This is a genomic window from Streptomyces xantholiticus, assembly GCF_014651015.1.
In the GTDB taxonomy this organism is placed as follows: Bacteria; Actinomycetota; Actinomycetes; order Streptomycetales; family Streptomycetaceae; genus Streptomyces; species Streptomyces xantholiticus.
Window position 1 is genome coordinate 79,061 of record NZ_BMWB01000003.1, and the last position, 20,052, is coordinate 99,112.

At 68.3% G+C, this 20,052-nt stretch carries 4 protein-coding genes; all 4 read left to right on the plus strand.

From position 1 onward, the window contains the following. Position 1 precedes the first annotated feature (1 nt). Positions 2–15,889 (plus strand): hypothetical protein, encoded by a 15,888-nt coding sequence (locus tag IE198_RS06970; RefSeq protein ID WP_189883839.1) that lies wholly within the window; start codon positions 2–4, stop codon positions 15,887–15,889. Between the two features lie 159 nt (positions 15,890–16,048). Next, complete coding sequence (locus IE198_RS06975; protein ID WP_189883841.1) at positions 16,049–17,317, plus strand: RICIN domain-containing protein; 1,269 nt, start codon at positions 16,049–16,051, stop codon at positions 17,315–17,317. Positions 17,318–17,780: 463 nt separating this feature from the next. Continuing rightward, entirely contained in the window at positions 17,781–18,494 is a 714-nt protein-coding gene (locus IE198_RS06980) for an alpha/beta hydrolase (RefSeq protein ID WP_189883843.1), read from the plus strand. Between the two features lie 155 nt (positions 18,495–18,649). Further along, positions 18,650–20,050, plus strand: a complete 1,401-nt coding sequence (gene eccD, locus IE198_RS06985) for a type VII secretion integral membrane protein EccD (RefSeq protein ID WP_189883845.1) — start codon at positions 18,650–18,652, stop codon at positions 20,048–20,050. Positions 20,051–20,052: the final 2 nt, after the last annotated feature.

Below are 20,052 nucleotides of genomic sequence, written 5' to 3' on the forward strand. Positions count from 1 at the left end.
CATGGCAATTCAGAGTACGCCCCAACTCGACGCGCTGCTTTTCGTGTTGATCGGCGAGAAGCTTCTCCAGGCGAACGAGGACATGGCGTACGAGAGCCGGCTCGCCTACGCGCGGATGGCCCGTCGGCTCAGGGATCTGTCGGACGTCATGGAGCAGTCGGGGCTGAACTCGGCGCGAGCGCTGCCCCCGGCTGTGGGCCAGAACTATCTTCGGGCCATCCGGCTCTTCTACGACGATGGCGGAACGAACCACCTCAAGTCGTTCGCCGACCAGTTGGACGAGATCGCCGAAGGCCGGGCGGTGACGTCCTCGAACATCATTGAGTCCAAGTGGCAGATCATCGCGGAACTCATCCGCCTGCTCATCGAGCTGATGGTGACGGCGATCCTGGCGGCGTTCAGCGGCGGCACCTCGGCAGGCGGGACGGCCGTCGCGCAGGCGCGAAGCCGGGTCCTCATTCTCACCATCCTGGACGCGCTGTTCATGCATACGGGCCCTTTGATGGGGATCCTGACCGGTGCGATCGGCGAGGCGTTCGATGCGTTGATGGTCCGCCTGGCGATGATGAGCTTCGGCCCGGATGGACGGCGCCCTCAAGGCGTCGACTGGGCAGCGATCGGCAAGGACGCTTTCTTCGGGGGGCTGAACGGACTGTTCGTAGGTGCCTTGGCAGGTGCGGGCTCGCTGATCGGCGACACTCTGAAGAGTGTCTTCAAGGGCAACAACGTCTTCGGGAACGGCAATTTCGGCAACAACGGCAACATCTTCAGGAACATGCCCGGCACCGGCGCCGGCGGGGACGTGGCGAAGGGTATCGGGGCCAAGGCAGAACAGCCTTCCTTGCTGTCGAGGGCGGGCGACGCACTCGCTGGTGACGCCAAGACGTTCGCCGTTGGGGGGCTCTCCGAGGCGTCGTCCGAGGTGATCGTCAACGGGCTCCTCGACGGCAAATGGCAGTGGAGTTGGGAAACATTCGCGGGTGCGGGCATCAGTTCGGTCGTCGGGAGTCATCTCCACGCGGATGCCGTGAAGGTGGGCGAGTCGTTCCGTGACCAGGGCGGGTTCGGCGCCGGCCTTCCGGCACCCCAAGCCAGTGGTGGCGATGGCGACGGCGTTCGCGGCATCAGCAACACCGGCGAGGGTCCACTCAGCGGAACTGGCGGCGTTGCCGGGGGAGGCGGCCCCGGCGCGGGTGGGTCGCGCGGCATCAACACCGTCAGCACGAACCCGGCGGTCACCGACGCACCGACCGCGGAGTCGAACGGGTTCACCGTCCCGGCCCTGGACAACCGGGGCGACATCGCTCCGAACGCCGGGGCGGGCGGCCCGAACGGCCGGCCCTTCGACACGACTGCTGCAGCCACCGGCAACGGACCCAGCGCCTCAGTGCCGACGCAGAGCCGGGACACGGGCAGCCACAGCCCCGCCACCGGCAACACCTCGGACCTTGAGGAACAGATGTCCGGGGACGACGCGGAAGGCGCCGCGTCCATCGGCGCATTGCCGCCCGGCGCAGCACTCATGCAGTCAGGGCCCGGCAGCCCGTTCGGCGCCGACCCGCACCAGGCTCCGTCGTCCGGCGCCGACGGTGTCACGGCCCCCCCGAGTTCCCCCGCGCAGACACCGGGCGCCCAGGACAACAGCAACCTCGCCCCTGCGGGCGACACCGGCAACCGCAACGCCGTCACCGGAAACGACATCAACACCCCGGTCGCGGCGGAAGACAGCCCGCACGCGACGCACGCCCCGCTTGGCGACTTGGACCTGGTCGCTGCCGACACGGTCGGCGTCCTGCCGACGCCCGACACGACACCGGTCACCGCCACGGCCGGCCAGGGGAGCGAGGACAACGGCGCGCGGGACACCGACCAGGACCCCTTCGCCCCACCCATCAGCCTCGGCCTCACTTCGGCCCCACCCACCGTCTCCACAACGGTCACCGGCGCCTCACCCAGTCCCGGCACACCCGGTACAACTACCCCGGACGCCCAAAGCCCCCAAGCCGGCCGCACCAGTACTGCGGACACAGCGGCCACACACCCGAAGCCCGCCGACGCGGCGCCGCCGAACCCAGGTGCCAGGGACACCTCTGAACCGTCTTCCGCGCCCGACAATGACCTGGACACGTCGTTGTCGGCGCCGATCGCGACTTCGTCCAACACGGAGCCCGCCTGGAGCGGGGGCCCGGCCCGTCACGACGCTGAGGTTCCGCCCGAGACCCACAACCTCACCCCGAAACAGCACGGGGACATCGGCCACCCCCCGGCCGGACCGGAGTCGAGTTCGGCCACGTCAACGCCCGCCGGTACGAAGCAGGTCGACACCCCGGTCGGGCGCTCTTCGCCGACGCCGGACCGGCCGCAAGACCCCCCCTGGGACCCGGATGCGGCGCACACCGTCGGCACGCCGCCGCCGAACTTCGCCCAGCTCCGCAACGAGGTCAACCTCCGCCTGCAGAACCGCGGAGACACCCGGGTGGCCCCCATCGAGCAGGTTGCCAACGCGTATGAGCAGTTGCCGCCCGACCTGCGCGACGCCCATCTGCGGCGCATGGCGGAAGGCATCGCCGACGTCCTGCAGACGGGCGAAGTGGTCCGCAGGCGCGGCGGTTCTCCCACGCCGAGGCTGGAATCCGTGGCGGAGACCGAGGCGAGCACCGGGGAGCAGGCGTCCACCGCCGGCCCGTCCGGGACGTCGCAGGACAAGGGGAAGGCCAGGGCCACCGACCCCCAGCAAGTGCCCCAGGTGCCGGTCGATATGTCCCTGGCTTCCCAGGTGGACAGCTTTGTCAGCGACCCAGGGGAGTTCGTCAGCCATTCCTTGTTGTCCGTTGACTTCCTGGACGGCATTACGGCACGCCTGCCTTCTTTGCCGCGTCAGCAGGCCTACCACTTCGTGAACAACCTTATGCCGCACTTCGACCGGCACTGGTTCACCCTGGTCGTGGACCCCCGCCGCCAAGGTGGCAACCAGGGCCGTAATGCTTTCTATCTCACACCGGCCCTGGAAAAGTACGCCGAATACGCCGGCGCACACCGTGAACGGATGCCTGAGGCGAATCAGTTCTTCGACAGTTTGCAACAGGTACTGCCGCCGGTCGGCGGAGCCCGTTACATCGGGGCCGGCTACATCCAGTACAAGCCGGGCCGCCCGAAGGACGCCCAGCGCGACGTAGGCCACTCGGTGGTCCACGTCAACAAGGACGCAGAGGCAGCCTTCAACCCCGATTTCGTGTTCACAGACACCATGAACGGGTGCGCTTTCGCCGTGACCGACGTCACCGACGAAACCTTCACCGCGTGGCACTTCCAGTCCCCCACCACCAACAGTGAGGCGGCCTCCCGGTTCCGCCGGCACAGGCACCCGACCGACTGGTTCGGCGACGACGAATACATGACGAGGGCACCTGAGGGTCTGTCCGAAGGAGTGAACTTCCTCTGGCGTAACCCCATCGGGGATTGGCAGTTCATGAGCCAGGAGAACGTGGTCAGTCACGACTCCATGGCCAAAGTGCTGGGCACGAAGTACGTCTCACGGCCTCTGCTCCTCACCCCAGGAAGCGAAGCCGCGAAGATCACCGAGATTTACCACAGAATGGTGGAATTCTATCTCGGTAAACTCACGAGCGACCTCGGAAACATCAAATCCCGCGGAGACTGGGCCGGCGAGCACGCGGCCTGGCAGGCCTTCAAGGACCTTCTCGCGAGCCACATGAAGAACGAGGTGGCACAACTCGCTGAAATAGCCCTGTCCGATCAGCATGGAAACAGGCAGACAGAAACCTTCCAGGCCCTCGCTGCTCTCGCTCAAAAGTTTAAGAACGACCGCCGGGGCCTTACCGACACGGCCCGGCATTTCGTCATCATTGCCGAGAAAAATGGCTACAAGGAAGCCAATACGAGTCGATCCTTCCTTGCCCCGGGAAACAAAAAACGCCTCGTGGACGAAGTCACCAGCAGAGTGCGAGCAGGGCAAGAGGTCCTCCGACTCGTCGACGACGCCTGGTACGCCTGGATTCAGGATCTGCAGGACGAGGCAGCCTCCTGGATACCCACTCCCACGGCAGGCCCGAGCGCGGTGCTGCCGCCGGTGCCGCAACCTGGTGGTTCACGTGATGCCTGGAGGGATCCCCGGGAAGAGGGCTGGGAGCTCGGGCATGACATCACGGTGATGCAGGAGCGCTTCGGGCTCGCGGAGCCGGAGACGCCGATCGCGAACCGGAAGGGCAAGCAAGCAGCAGAGACCTTCCAGGAATTCTCCCGGGCATACCCCTATTCCTCGGGTTTCTACGCCTATCAGGTGGGATCGGCGGGGACCGTGATCCTGCCGGACGGTGTCACCCTGCACGGCACATGGACCCGATTCGGAGACGACTTCCTCCACGAATACGGCTACATCCTGCGAGGGGACAACGGCTGGATCGGACGGATAGTGAACTGGGAAGAACTCCGCACCATTCCCCGGACAGTCGAGACCGACTACCACCTGTCGACCGACCCCACCCACATGCTCTTCGTCCCGGCCGACGGCGCAAACGCCGTCCGACTGGCACTCACGGGTACCGACCCGTACACCGGCCGGCAGCGGAACAACGGTGCGGACTGGGTGCGGGCGCACGAGCCGGCATTGCCGGAGATCACGGGGCGGCTGTTCGGCCCGGATCCGCAAGCGGCCCACCGCGGCCAGGCGAACCCGGTGAACCTCATACAGGCGGAGAACGACCTGTACGAGGGCTACCAGGCGTTCTGGGACCAGGTCGAAGGCACCCACCAGCCCCAGCCCCACACCCCCGCACCGCTCACAACCGCGCCTGCACAAGGCACGACCACCCCCGCCGCGAACCCCGGGCAGCCCTCGCCACCGCCCGGGCCCGGGGCGGTCTGCGCAGATCATTCTGCTCCGCCTCCGCCTCTGTGGGCTCCGGCGGAGGTGACGCAGGGAACTGGTGCCGCGCCCTCGCCTGAGACGGGTGACGTGGTGGCGCCCGGTACGGAGAGCCAGCTCGAGCCGGAGTACGGGCTTGTCCTGAGCGGTGACCCACGGAGGATGTCCGGCCCCAGGTCGGAGACCGAACCGCACGGCGCGATCTCCGTTCCGGACACCCAGAGGCGTGTCCGGAACGCGACGGACATGCGGGATGCTCCGCAATCGGCACCGACCGATGATGTGTCGGATGGGTCCTCTGTGACCCCGGCCGACCCTGATCCTGCCGGCACGGAAGGCGATTTCGACCCGAAGCGGGATTTCATGACGGCGGAAGGGGAGTATCAGACGCTTTCCGACTACTTCCGGGAGGGTGAGTGGTGGAAGCTGTTCCTCGACCCTCGGGATCACGAGCGGGCCCGTAGGCACCATCCGGATGATCCCGGCCGGATGTACGACGTGGACAAGTCTCCGGGCTTCCGTCAGGGGATGGTCGAGGCGTACCGGTTGTTCCTCGACAATCCGGACGGTGTGGCGCATCGGATGGACGCGTCGTCGTATCTGGCTCTGCACAAGACGGTCGCTGCACATCTGGGCAAGGTGCCCGAATGGTCGGACGGCAAGACGCGTTTTCCGTTGCGTAGTTCTGCTCTCAGCGATGACATCTTGCAGGAGCGGCTGGCCGGGCGGCGGTTGGTGTTGAAGCCGGACCCGGAGAGTTTGAGAGCCCCCGACGCGAAGACGGCCATCACCGTCCTGTTGTATGCGACGACGGGCGCTGAGCTGTTGACCAACTACAAGCTGGGTGGGGCGCCGCATCTCGTGGATGCTGCGTTCGACCAGTACTACGAGGAGGTCGGAAAGGCAGCAATAGCGTGGGACAGGCTGTCGGCGATTGGCCGGGTTGTTCGCACGCTACAGGTGATTCATCCGTTCGAGGACGCCAACCGGCGGGTGAATGTGCATCTTCTGCTGCAGAAATTCCTCTTGGAGCAGGGGTTCCGTCCGGTTGTGACGCCGTTGCTGGCATCGCTGTTCCAGGGCGGCTATTCGGTGTCACAGATGGCCGGTGCGCTCGCATGGACTCTCGGCCTGAGGCGGCCCTTGCCGCGACCCCCCGTGGCGGTCGAGCGTGGGACCGGTCGGGGGTTCGCGGAGGCGACGCGGCCATTGCGGGAGCACATTCGGGCGGCGTCCCGCAGTCAGGTTGCGGATGTCGAGTTGGCCGTGGTGGCGAACCCTGACGGTCGTGTTGATGTTGCGGTTCTGGTGCCCGGTGCGTCGGAACCTGTGACGATGGGGCCTGCGGCGGAGGTCACACACGCTCTGGTTGTGTATGAGAGCGAATCCGTTCTGCAGTGTCATGTACGTGTGCTGGGGGTGTATCGAGTCAGGGCGGCGCAGTTGGCCGCTGCTTACGCGTACGCGGAGCAGAGTTTTGAGTCCAGTGGTGATCTGGTGGGTTCCGATGGCCTCGGGTTCGCCGGGAGGTTTGTAGCCAAGGCGCTGGGGCTGGAGTGGGCGAATCGAGGCGCGGACGCGCGTCAGGCAGTCGAGGGGGTGACGCGTGAGTGGAACTGGGATTGGGCTGATGGCGTTGCGCCGCATGTGGCCCTCACACCTGAGGACCATGAGGCGGTGGACAGGGCGCGGCAATGGGTGGCCAGGGATCCGATGGCTGCTCGGGTCCATCTGGCGTGGGCACGTTACCGGGTGGCCTTCGACCATCAGCGTCCGCTGATTCTGGGCGCACCGTCGGCGGCGGAACTGGAAAGGTGGTCGCTGCTCAGTCATTTTTCCTTCCTGGTGGGCAAGGTGGCTTTCGAGAGCGGCGAGAACGCCGCCGCCGAGTTGTCTCATGAACTGGGGATCAGGTACAGGACTCTGCGTGTTCCACGGCCCACGGGCGCGACGGCGCCGCCGGTGGATGGTGGAGTGGAAGACAGCGGTCGGGCCGGGGAGGCTCCCGACATGAACCCGGGTGCTGAGGGCGGTGCGTGGCAAGGACTGGGATCCATCGGCCAGTCCGAGTTGGAGGGGTTGGTCCGGCGTGAGCTGGAACGGTTGGCCGGTGCCGCCCGCTCTGCCCGAGTGGTGGGTGATCCCGAATTCGCCATGCGGCTGCGGGAGGCCTTCGACGGGCTGGGCCCGGTGTGGCACTCACAGCCGTTGCCACGCCGTGCGGGCCTGGTGGCCAACTTCCTGCTGACAGATGACTATTTCCCGCTCAAGGGCGGTGCTCCTCACCGGGACCAAGACGGCAGCCGTCAGGCGGAACAGGCTGCCGGGAGTTCCCGTCCTTCCGGGGAGGAGGCGCTGACTCAGGAGCGGTATCCGGGGCCCACGACCAGTCAGCAAGGAACGGAGCCACGCAACAACCTTGCCGACACCGTGCGGCCCACCAGCACGGTGCCGGACACAGTGGCCGCGCAAGAACGGGCGCCTGATCCGGCCCCGGCACGGAGGACCGAGCCCGCCGAGGGCCCGGGGACCGTGAACCAGCAGGCTGCGCTCCGGGACCGGGAGGCCATCGAGAACGCGCGTCTGCTGAACGCCGCCCTCGACCGGCATCGGCCGCCGCGGCTGGACGAGACCATGCAGCCGCCCGGTCCGCTCCCCGGGCCTGTGGTGTTCGATGACGGCAGCCGCCTGCCGGAGTGGCTCACCCACCCCACTGATACGAACTACGGCAACGGCTCGGCCACCTTGCGCGGGATCGACGAGGTCGTGGCCCACATCACCGAGACCGCGAACGTCCCTCAGGGGAAGGGGAAGAAGCGAACCGATCCGGCAGCCGCGCTCAAGCGCGCGCTGCTGCACACCCCGCGTCAGTTCACCGGCGACGGCTGGGAATCCCCGCCCTTCCTGGACGCCGCCGGAACGATTCGTGCGCTGCATGTCGTGACCCGTCCGCACCACAACTGGGAGCGGTTCAGCGAACCCGCTTCCCCGGTGAAACTCGACGACGCCCAGCGCAGCCAGATCACCACCGGGCGAGCCCGCTCCCTGGGGACCACACGCCAGTTCGCACCTTCCGTCGGTGTCGGTCCAGCCATGGGTGTCTTCGCCGGCTTCGGCCGCCTGGGACTGGGCATCGGACGCACCCACGGCTACGACTTCAACACGGTCAACCAGAATGTCAGCCAGGCCGAGACCCGCACCACCGGCGGGACGCATCTCCACCTGACCGACGTCCAGTACGACGTCACCGTGCGTACGTACACCAAGCCGCACCGCGCCTGGTATCACAGGTTCGGCCTGGGCCGCCGCAGTGACGGCAAGCAGGTGAAGTCCTCACCGGACGACTTCACCTTTGGCGTGCACAACGGGCTCGTCGTCCGCCTCTCCGACGGAGTGACGACCGAGCTGGGCGATACCATCGCCCCGCGCGGGCTGCGGTTGGGCCCGGAATCGGACTACCGGATGGTCCGTACCGAAGGCGTACTGTCCGTGGCCCAACTCCGGGACGACGCGCTGCGGACAGGAGGCGCGAAAGAGGGCAGCAGCGCGCACCAGGAGATCACCCGGTTCTTCACGAGCGAGCATTTCCAGCAGATCGCGGAGCGGCTGTCTCACGGTCCGGTGCCCGGGCCGCTACTGGTCAGCGATGATGCCGCGCGCACTCCGCTCGGTGCCTTCGCGGTGGAGCGGGCGGTACCGGTGCGCGGACGGTTGCTGTCGGAAACCGAGGCGGCCGAGATGCGCAGCACCCTCCAGCAGACGGTCAAGAACGAGCGGACTCGCACCCTCGCCGACAGCCAGGAGATCTATGGCGTGGTCGGGCCGAGTTTCACCCCGGAAGACGTCGGACTGCCGGTCGGCTGGCGCATCATGGTGGGCTTCTTCGGCAGGATCGGCCGCGTCACCGTTCATGCCGCGGGCTTCGGTGGTTCCGCCGCCCTCAAGACAGTCGGCAGGGTGAAGGACGTGCCGACCGATCTGTATGCAGTCGAGAAGAAGGTCGTCGTTCGCTGGATCGGCAGCAACGTGGCGAAGGAATACACCATACGGACGTTGGACCGTATGACGCGTGCCGAGGCACGCCGCCTGGCGGGCTGGGACGACGGTTCCCAGCTGCGGGGCGAAGCCGCGGCTGTCCCTCAGCCACCGGCGTATCTTTCCGAGGACGATCCCGGAATGCTGGGCCCCAGCCGTGTTGAAGCGTTCAGTTGGGGCAACGGTGCACAGGCCCAGCCGGCGGCGGAACGCACGACCGGGGCGAGTACCGGGACGGGGAGTGTTCCAACGGGGCGCACGCTGCTGGAAAGCTTCACCGATCAGGTTTTGTGTGAGACCGCGAAGCGCTGTCCCCGCACGGTCGCGCCTCTGAATGAGGGGGGCCCGGAAGACACCCGGTGGCGCAGCAAGGACCACTACCGCATGGCGCTGCAGAACACCCTGACGATCATCAACTCGCTGAGCTACCACAGCATGGCGGGGAATCTGGAAGCGCTGATCACCACCGGCGTACGCATCGAATTGCTGGAGCCCGGACGGTTCACCCGCACCCACCGGTACCTGTGGATCGACGGCCGGGCGACGAACCGGACGTACCAGGGCACTCAGAAGGAAGTGTCGCTGCGGCACAGCGCTCCCGGCACCGACAAGCTGGACGGATCACGTACCGCGAGCCGTGCGACCGAGGAGGGGGTCGACGTCGGCGTCTCGATCCGCGACACTGCCCGCGACGAGCTCGGATTCCCACTCCACAGAGGCCTCCTTCAGCTGGGACCGCACTGGAACCAGCGGCGGGGCGACAGGACAGGTTACGGAGCGACCGCTTCGTTCGAGTCCATCTCGGTGACCGCGGCACCGTCGCATCTGTACGCCTACGACCTCGAACTCACCGCGGAACTAGGCGGCTACTGGCGCCCGCGCGGGCTGTGGCGCGGTATGGGAACCCTCGGCCTGCTGGGCACCCACTGGTTTGTCCGCGGGGAACCGACGGTGACACTCATCGGCGGCACGGCGGATTCCTCCGTCAAGGGCAAGGTGCTGCTGTCCGTGCCCGACCAGTACACCCCACCCGGCGGCAAGCCGAGCGGAACGGGCCAGGCAGGCTTCGCCGATGGCGAACCGGAAGCCGCAGGTAGGGCGTCCTCGAACTCCGTGGAGCCGGAGACCCTGGACCCGGACACGGCCAAGGCCTTGGCGTACGGCTCGGAGAACGCCGCGCAAGGCGAGCAGCCATTCCACGGTCACCAGTACCAGACCATCGGCCTCGCCGCCCACAAGGAGCTGAGCAAGGCAGCCGAGTCCGTCATGGCCAAAGCCTCCAGCGATTCCTGGCACTTCACTCAGGCCGGAGCTCCGGCGAACGACGCGGTCGCGCGCGCCCTGCTGCCCCATTCCCTGACGGCGGGCAGTGACGTCAGCACCGGTGCCACCGGCGTCCGGCTGACCGGCCTGTTCGGAAAGGGCTCTTACCTGGACAGGCTCGGCACCATGATCCACCGCGTGCGGCTGGTGAAGCCCACTGTGATCTCGGACGCCGTCAAGCTGGACACCGAACAGCAGGTCTCGGCCGAACTGCAGGCATCGGGGGCAGGGATACGTACCCGTACCTTCTCACTCACGGGCATGGCCGCATTCCTCAGCCTGCACGGCGCCACTGTGCCCCCGGCCCTCGGCACCTACGCCATAACGGGAGGCGGCGGCCGGTCCCGGGGCACCGTAATCACCACCGCGCGCAATGTCACCATCGAGAACGCCCAAGAGGACGGTAACCACAAGTACCTCGTAAGCGCCGCCGCCCGGCACGAAATGCTCGCCTCGGTGGATTCCAGGGGCCTGACGTCCCCGCTGCACGGGCTGCTCACCCTGTTCCGCCAGGTCTGGCAAGGCATGCGCGTGACCATCCCGCAAGGCTGGATCGGCGCGATCCCCGAGCGGGTCGCCCATCGTCTGAAGCTGGTCGACGATGGAGTGGGGGAGGTGCCGCTCTACACCGAACAAAGGTGGAGCCGCCCGGCCTGGGCCGTGGAGGCGTCGCTCGGCAGTTTCCCTGTCAACACGCTCGACGCCACACTCGTAGTGGCCGCGTTCGACAAGAAACTCGCCGCTTTGGGGGTCAGCGACACCGAACGGGAGCGGGTGCGCAGCCTGGTGACTCCGCGGGCCATGCGGTCGTTGCGAGGTCAGATGTCCGGATCCGGAGCCGTCGCGCGTGCCCGCGCGGGACGGTGGCAGATGCCGGTATGGACGGACAAGACGACCCTGGACATCGGAGGCCGAACCGTGCCGGTCCGCGTCCAGCTCCTTGCCGGGGAATCGACGTTCGACGGCCTCGGGCACAGTGTCGTTCTGACCGACAACCGGATCGCGACCGAGAGCCTCGAGGCCACCACGACCACCACCGGGTCCCGCAGTGCCGGAGTGCTCGCACGAGAAGGCGTACGGACCGGCGACAATGTGATCCGGGCAGCCGGAGCCGGCTACTCGGAGACAGGCGCCGACCACCGGACGACGACCACAGCCGAGCCGCAGGAAAGGGCCGTCACCCAGAACTTCAAGTTCGACGAGCCGCACGCCGAGTACCTCACTCCCTACCGGCTGAGGCTGAGCATCGACATCGACGGCGTTCCACCGGAGGAAGGCAGCATCGGCATCCTGCGCGAACAGGTGCCGCTGAGCCTGACGACGCCCGACCCCGACGCCAATGCGGCGCCGACTCCCGCCGCGGATGCCGGTGCGGGTTTGAATGCCCGGGCCACACCCGTAGCTGCGGACACGGCCACGCGACCGGTCGCGGAAGGGGAGGGCACGGATGCGCGGCATGCGCAGGCGGTCCCCGCCCGCCCCGGTGATGCCTTTGATCCCCTGGGTGTGCCTGAACTGCCGCGGCCCGGGCGGGCCGTGATCGTGTGGGAGGGGCAGGTACAGCTTCAGGCCGTGCTCGACTGGCGACGGGACCGCTCCGTGCCGACCGGGCTTACCTCCGACAACTTCCAGGTACGCAAAGTGGTGGGTCTGGGGAACCTCAAGGACGCCTCCGACATCACCGTGGCGACCGCGTACGGTCTCCTGCCCCGCCCGAGGGCGAAGCTGACAGGTGACGAGCTCGACTCCGCAGTCCAACGCGCCCGGCGCACAGACTTCACCCGGCCCGGCACCGCCCCGGCATTGGCACTGGAGAACGCTACCAGTGACGCCGCCTTGTCCGGCTTCTTCCTGGAGGCCCTCAGCGAGGACGGTTACCAGGTGCCGGGTCTGGCCGATGCCCCCATCGTGGGTGACACGCGGGGGGACTACCGGCTCTATGCCAGACCCGACTTCACCCGTGCCCGGCTGCTGACGGTGGCTCCCGCAGCTGGGATGGACGGAGGTGTCAAGCTGACCTCGGGCCAGGAGATGACACTCGACTATTCCGGCGCGCATGACACGTCACTCAACTCCATACCCTTGTTCATGACGTCGCAGGCCGGATCGGTCGTCCCCGGTCCGTCAGGCACGCTGCTCAACAGCAGGGAGGGCGACAGCGCCAAGGTCGGCCGCAGCGCCGCTCCCTACACCAACCTCAAGCCCACCACCTCCTCGGCGATGCTGTTCGCCATACCGACCGACTGGCTCGGTATCGCCGAGGTGCACCACACGATCCGCGACAGCCGGATGGGCAAGGCCGCTCATCGCATGCTCGGCCCGTTGGGCAGGATCAATCCGGGACCGCGGGCCGCCGAAGCGCAGACGTACACGCTCGCCTGGGTACGCGAGGACGCCGCCCGCGCGTGGGGCCTGATCGACGACCGCAATTTCCCGTCACAGGTGGCGGAAGCCTGGGAGGCAGTGAAGGCGGCCGGCGACGCCTGGGCCGCCGCGGACCAGGCGTACTGGAACAAGCGTCGCACCTTCGGCGCCGCCCACTCGGAACACCGGGCACTGCCCGCCCGGATCACGACGGCGCGCCAGACCGGTGCTGCGCCAGGCCCCGCAGCCGGACGTCAAGGCGAAGCCGCCTCCGGCAGCGCATCCGCTGCCACGACAGGCACCGCGACGGACACCCCCGCCGGTGTCGAGCAGCGGGACGCCGCAGCGGAAGCCGGTTCCGGCGAAGCCACCGCGGCACCGCAGAGCGTTCAGGAATTGCAAGCGCAGAGCGTTGAGGAATGGGAAGCCCAGAGGGCGGCCAGGGACGAAGAGGTGCGCAGGCTGCGGGAGGAGGAGCTCGCCGAACTCCTGGAGTCGGCCAAGCGCGCCGCCAAGGAGTTCCACCGGGTCCGTTACGAGACCGATCGGATGACCCGCTGGCACCAACTGCCCGCAGAACCGCCGGAAGACGGGTCGGCCGAGCTCCGACAGGGGCTGCCGGAGCCTCCCCCCGTCGCCTTCACAGCACCAGCCATGGAAGACAAGTCCGCCGGACACCCCCGTTTCACCCAGCCCGAGGACGAGCCGAACTCCCTTGTCTCACCGGAGGGCCAGGCCTTCGTCGTTCACGACGTCCCGAAGGACGGTCAAGGATTCTTCCACGCGCTCGGCGAAGCCCTGTGGCACGTCGCTCCCGGACATCCCAAGCTGCCCGCGGCCGGCAGCCCGGAAGCCCGGGCCGCGGCGCTGCGCCAACTCCTGGCCGACCAGCTGGCCCAACCGGACAACCGGGACCTGTGGGCCTTCGCGGCTCCTGACACGGTCGACACGTTCACCGCGGAGGAACTGTCGGCCTCCGGCATCCTCCTTCCGGAGGGCTCGACCGCCGCGAAGGAATTCAAGGACGCGCAACGGCTCTCACCGTACCTTTCGCTTCCCGACGAGCAGCGAGGGCCCCTGGCCGTCGCCGGGCTGCGGCGCCCCGGTGACGCACCCGGCGAGGCCGGCTGGAACCAGGCCGCGGCCGACCTGCTGCCCGCATTGGCGGCGCGGACGCTCCAGGTCCAGGTCACCGTGGTCGGCGACGACGGCTCCTTCGTCACGTTCTCGCCCTCCAGGCCGGACACCGCAGACCACGAGCGCTCCTCCGGCGGTCCCGCACCGTCTCCGTCCGACCCGGGCGATGCGCCGTCCGTGGTACTCAGGCTCGCGGAGCAGCACTACCAGGTGGCGCTACCGGAGGGAACGGCACCGCACTACTGGCCCGCCGGCACCGTTGCCGGCAGCGACACGGAACCCACTGCCGATGCGGACCCCGGCCCGGTGCTGACCCGCCCTGCGCATGCGAAGGCGCCGTGGGACAAGGAGCGGGGCTCCGACGCATGGCGCACGTCGGGCGACGGAAGGACCGTCACCGGGCCCGACGGAACCCTGTACGACCTGTGCTCGCCCGGCGGCGCGGGCAACGGCTTCTGGCACGCGCTGGAACTCGCCGTGCCGTCGCAGAACCTCCGGGCGCCACACGATTTCCTGACCCGCCGGTCGCCGCTGCCCGGCACGGTCCCCGACGGACTCCCCCTCCTCGCCCCACAGGAATCGGCGCAATTCACCACCGCTCGGGAGGGCGAGGACGGCATGGCCAGGCTCCGGACCGCGGAGGGGCAACTCGCCGACAGCGAGACAACCGCCTTGATCCGCGCCCAGCTCGCGGCCGGCCGCGGATGGAACGAGACACTCACCCGGAGCGCACTGGCCGTCGCCGCGGAGGAGTACCGGGCGGAGATCACGCTGGTGTACGAGGACGGTACGTGCCGAACGCACCGGCCGGCCGGCGAGACGCCGCGCCGCGTCACGCTCTACCAGCGCGGCAACGAGTACTTGCTCGCCGAGCCCCTTGTCGGCGCCACCGCGACGTCCGAACCTGCGGACCGCACTCCTGGGACAGAGCCGGACCAAGGAGAGCCGCGGCTACACCGGCACCCGCAGGAAAGGTCCGGGCAAGCGCGTGGCGGGTCCGCACAGCGGACCTTGACCGAAGACAACCTGACGGAACGAGACCTGACTCCCGAGGTGACGGAGTTGCTCACCGCCTCGGAGGCGCTGGCGGTGCGGGTGGCCGAGAGGGACGTGGCGGGCCTGGCCTGTCGTCCGGAGCTGCAGGCCACCTGGCAGCTCACCAGCGACGTAGCCTTGGGGGATGTGGGTCTGAGCCCACTGGACACCGCCCGGCTGGTGATGCGCCGACCCGACCTGTTCGGGCGCGCCGCGGCGGCACTGAACGGTTCCGGGGGCAGCGGCTCACCGGCCACCCGCCCCGACGCCGACGCCGACGCCGAGAAGGGTGTGGTGGCGGGGGTTGACGTGCCGTCAAATGCTCTACTGTCCCCCGCGCGGGGGACGCCGGCGGTGATCCAAGAGGCGCCCGAGCCCGAGGCCGCGGCAGTCTTTCCGGACCCGTCCACTGTGCCGCTCGACGACCCCGCTCCGGCTGGCCTCAAGCACGTTCCGGGGCTTGACGCCGAGACTCTCCGGGCAGAGGCCCCCCGCGCCGAGGCCCCGCCCACCGGCACATCGCGGACCGGGACGTGGCAGGCACGTACGTCGCGGAGCGAGGCTTTCCCGCCGCCCACTCAGGCGCCGCTCCGACAGGAGCACGGCCGTCCGTTCAGCGCGCACCCCGGTCGGTTCGTCCCCGGTCCTGAGAGCCCTGATGCTTCGCAGACGACACAGGACCAAGCCGGGACAGTCTCCGACGAAACGCCCTTCGACGAGACGGCTTCCGCTTCCGGCGACGCGGTCGACCCCGGGACCGCGTTGGCGGGCGCACGGAGTTCGGTTGGGCGCGGCACCCCCCTGAGCGGCCGTGAAGCGTTCGGCACCGCTCAGGTGGTGGAGCGTGGCGCCGTGCCGGACGGACCCGTCACGCAGGCGAACGTCCAGCAAGCGGCGGAGCAGCAGTCGCCGTCGAGCCCGCCGCAGGCCTCTGCGACGACGGCGGCTGCGGGGGACGTAGTCGCCGTGGCGAACCAGTCCACGACCGGTCAAGCTCCGGTCTCGTTGGGGGACCTTGCCATGGCGGAAATGATGGGGGTCCGTCCCGAGCCGCACATCGTGGGACCGGGCGCCCAGCAACCCGTCACGGGAAGCGGAGCCGACCGGTGACAACTCGCCCGGCCGGGGCGCTCTTGGGAAGTCCCCTCCCGGCGGCATCCGCGCAAGGCCCTCCGCCGTAGTTCAGGGTGAGCAGCCGCGGCAGATCCCGGCGGATGCCCACTGCCGCACCACACTTCCCCCACTGGTCACCATCCATGGAAGGCACGAATGACCGATACCGACAACAGTCAGTCGCAACGCGCACCGGTAACCGTTCCGCTCGCCGCGGACCCCTCCCCTGGAGAACCGGAGACTTCCCCTGCTTCGGCGGCGGAGATAGCCGCGGCACTCGCCGAACCGGACGCCGGAGATCCGAATCGGCCAACGAGGCCCGAGGAGAGCGCCGAGGGCGCGCGCGGCAAGCCGGCCGCCGCAGGCGGCGAGCAGCCGGCTTCCGAAGCGGAAATGGAAGAGGAACACTCCACCGGGGAGGACTCGGAGGCGGAGGCTTCGCCGAAGAGTTCCGCATCGGACGCGGACACCGCCACCGGATCCGAGGAGGGCACCACCGCTGACTCGTCCGCCGTAACGGGAGGAGCTGAAGCAGCGACCGTCTCCGGTGCGGCGGCCGCCTCCGCGGCGGCGGACACCGGTTCGCAGCCGGAGGAACCCGACATGCCCCGCCTGCCCCGCAAGGCGATGCTGGCGGGCGCGGCCATCGCCGGAACGCTGCTGATCGCCATTCCCCTGCTGCTCACCCAGACTGGCGATGGCAAGGACTCCGAGCCCAAGCGGACAGTGGCCGAGGGCGACACCGTTCTCGCTCTCGGCGGCGAACCGACCGACGCCTACGGTTCCGCTCCGCCGAGCGAGCCCGGCTCCGGGCGACCGACAGAGGGAGGTTCCACGGGTTCGCCAGGCAGGGACGGGGCCGCGGCGGGCGCCTCCCCGCGACCGAGCAGTAGCAGCGAGTCAGGCCCGTCGACGGGCGGGTACAGGGCCTCCGGATCAGATTCCGGCGCCAGGTCCACCGCCGCGACGCGAGCCGGGTCAAACACCGCCCTCAGTGGAACAAGCGGGGGCGCAGGCGAGCTGACCGCCTCCAGCGAGCCCGTCGGTCAACTGCTGATCGGCTTTGCCTCCAACCGTTGCATCGACGTGAAGGACAACAGCGGTGTGGACGGCACACCGCTGCAGATCTGGGACTGCGGTGGCGCGGTCAACCAGCGTTGGGAGTTCTACGGGGACGGCACCCTCCGGTCCATGGGCAAGTGCATGGATGTGGCTTGGGGCTCGCGCGAGAACGGTGCGGTCATCCAGCTCGCCAACTGCACTGGCAACCCGGCACAGCAGTTCCGCCTGAATTCGGCCCATGACCTGGTGAACCCGCAGTCGGACAAGTGCGTGGGCGTGAAGGACCACGCCACGGGCAACGGTGCCGGGCTGCAACTGTGGTCGTGCAGCGGCGCGGGTGACCAGAAGTGGAAGACCGGCTGACCCGGATCCGCCCGGTGCGACGGCATGTGCGTCAGATCTCCCTCGCCGATACGCGCCCGAGTTGGACGGGGCGTTGGGCATTGCGTTGGACATTGCGTTGGACATTGTGTCCAATTCGAACTAGCCTTTGGGATACCGAGGTTGCACGGACAGTTGGACAGCCCTCGGTAGGTGCTGCATCCGGCGGCCAGGCCCCCGTCCAGCTGCCGGATGCGCATCCACAACACAGATGCGGGGGATTTTGCCGGGCCGCCACGGCGGAGGAACGCGACGCTGCAGCGAACTGTCCGAACGCAGCCAGCGAGCCGGCGCCCGGCGTGCCGCTTGTCACGTACAGCACCTACGACGCTCGCTTCGCCGATGGGGTGTGTGACTGCGCTGCTTGTCCGAGCGGCGCAGCGGCTTCTTGGCGATCCGCAGTTCTCTGAAGTCATGGTTTTCTGGAACAGCTAGGAGATTCGACTTGGCTACCGCCGAAGCATCCCGTCCCACTCTGCTCCTGGTGCACGGGGCATGGCACGGCCCCTGGTGCTGGGAGAAGCTGGAGTCCGCGCTGGAGGCCGAGGGTTGGGCGACTCGAACGGTTGAACTGCCCAGTGCTGTGAGGCCGGAAGCCCCGACCACCGAACCGCTCGCCGGCATTCATGACGACGCGCGGGTCGTCCGGGAGACCCTTGAAAGCATCGAGGGTCCCGTAGTCGTCGTCGCTCACTCCTACGGTGGCATTCCGGTCACCCAAGCCATCGCTGACGCCCCGAACGTCTCGCATGCCGTCTACCTGGCGGCATATCAGCTGGACGTCGGGGAGAGCCTCTATGCGGCCCATGGCGCTCCCGAGCCGGAGGATCCGAAGGGCGTCTACCCGCCTTTGGAAAACAGTGATACGGAGCTCTACGCCGATGTGTCCGAGGAGGAGACCGTTCGAGCGGTCCAGCAACTCGTGCCGCAAAGTGTGAGATCGATGAGCGATCGGGTGACAAAGGCGGGGTGGCGAACGACGCCCTGCACGTACATCATCTGTGAGCAGGACCAGGCTCTGCCGCCCCAGATGCAGGAGAAATTCGCTGCCCGGGCAAATGCGATTCACCGGCTGGAAAGCAGTCACTCGCCGTTCCTGTCGATGCCCGCGGAACTTGCTGCCCTTCTTGTCCACGTCGCCCTCGGAAAAACCGGCTGACTTCGATTCACCATCGGAGACTCCGGACAGCCGGCCCCACCCGGTACGCCTCCCGACCGGGCCGCCATCCGGCACGGGACACAAGGAATCGGACCACCTGAAGAGGTGGACCAGGAAGTCCGGTCCGATGACGCTCAGGAAAGGGCGGCTTCTGCATGACCGAAACCTCAACGGCCGGTCTCTGTCACCTGACCGTGCGAACCCCCGACACATCCATCGACTGGGCGGTACCGTCCGATGTACCGGTGTCCGACCTGCTTCCGGCCGTTCTGCGCCATGCCGGTGCGGAACTGGAGGAAGAGGGGCTGGAACACGGTGGCTGGGTGCTCCAGCGCCTCGGAGAGGCTCCCTTGGAGGGCGAGGGAACCCTTGGCTCACTGAACGTCAAACACGGCGAAGTGCTGTATCTGCGCCCTCGCACGGAGGAACTGCCCGCAGTACGACTGGACGACCTGGTGGACGGCATAGCCACCACCATGCGCGACCACCTGCACAGCTGGGGTCCGTACAGCAGTCGACTGCTTCTGCGCGGGTTGACGGGGTTCACCGTGGCGATCGGCCTGCTGATTTTGGTCTGGCCCGGCGGCTCCCCTGCCGCGCGGGTGCTATCACTCGCGGCAACCGGCGCACTGCTCCTCGCGGGCGCCGCAACGGCGAGCCGCGCCGTGGGCGACGCGCCCTCCGGCGCGGTCCTGGGCGTGTTCGCCGCACCCTGCCTCGCCCTTGCCGGCTGGCTTGTGCCCGGCGGGGAACTCGCCGGGGCCTATGCCCAGGAGGTGCTGGGCGCCCGGCTGCTGGCCGCCGGCGCGGCGGGCGCGGGGGGAGCAGTCCTGGCCGTGTCGATGGTGGCGCTCTACACACCGCTGTTCACCGGGGTCACGCTGTGTGCCTTGGCCGGAATGGCCGGCGGTGCGCTGATGGCCTTCGCCGGATTCCCGATCGAGGAAGCGGCCTTGATGATTGCGGCCACCTGTGCGGCGCTTGGCGCCTTCATTCCCTCGATCGCGTTCAAACTCGCCGGGATGCGTATGCCGTTCCTGCCGAACAACCCGCAGCAGTTGCAGGAGGACATCGAGCCGTACTCGGGGCGAGCCGTCAGCGCCCGTACGAAGCTCGCCAACTCCTGGATGACGGTGCTCTACGCCTCGACCGGCGTGGTCGCCGCCGTCTGCGTCCTCCCCGTGCTGTCGCGCCCGGCACTGCCTGAGGTGGTCACGACGGGAGTCCTGTCGATGCTCCTGCTCCTGCATGGGCGGGGCCTCGGCAATGTCTGGCAGCGCCTCTCCATGGCCCTGCCCGGCGTGTGGGGCCTCACCCTTCTCACCCTCGCACTGGTCGCGGCCGTGCGGCCGGAACAGCGGCCGGCGGTGGCCGGTGCCACGTTCGCGGTGGCCGCCGTCCTCGCCATCGCGTCGTGGGTGCTGCCGGGGCGTCGACTTGTTCCGTACTGGGGCCGGGCCGCGGAGCTGCTGCACAGCGCTCTCGCCATCAGCCTTCTGCCGCTGGTGCTGTGGGTAGTCGGCCTCTTCGGTGGCCTGCGCGGACTGAACGGCTGACG

What these genes read in the sequence shown, in the direction of transcription:
- IE198_RS06970 (WP_189883839.1), top strand. Translation starts at nt 2, where the DNA reads ATGGCAATTCAGAGTACGCCCCAACTCGACGCGCTGCTTTTCGTGTTG.
- IE198_RS06975 (WP_189883841.1), top strand. Translation starts at nt 16,049, where the DNA reads ATGACCGATACCGACAACAGTCAGTCGCAACGCGCACCGGTAACCGTT.
- eccD (WP_189883845.1), top strand. Translation starts at nt 18,650, where the DNA reads ATGACCGAAACCTCAACGGCCGGTCTCTGTCACCTGACCGTGCGAACC.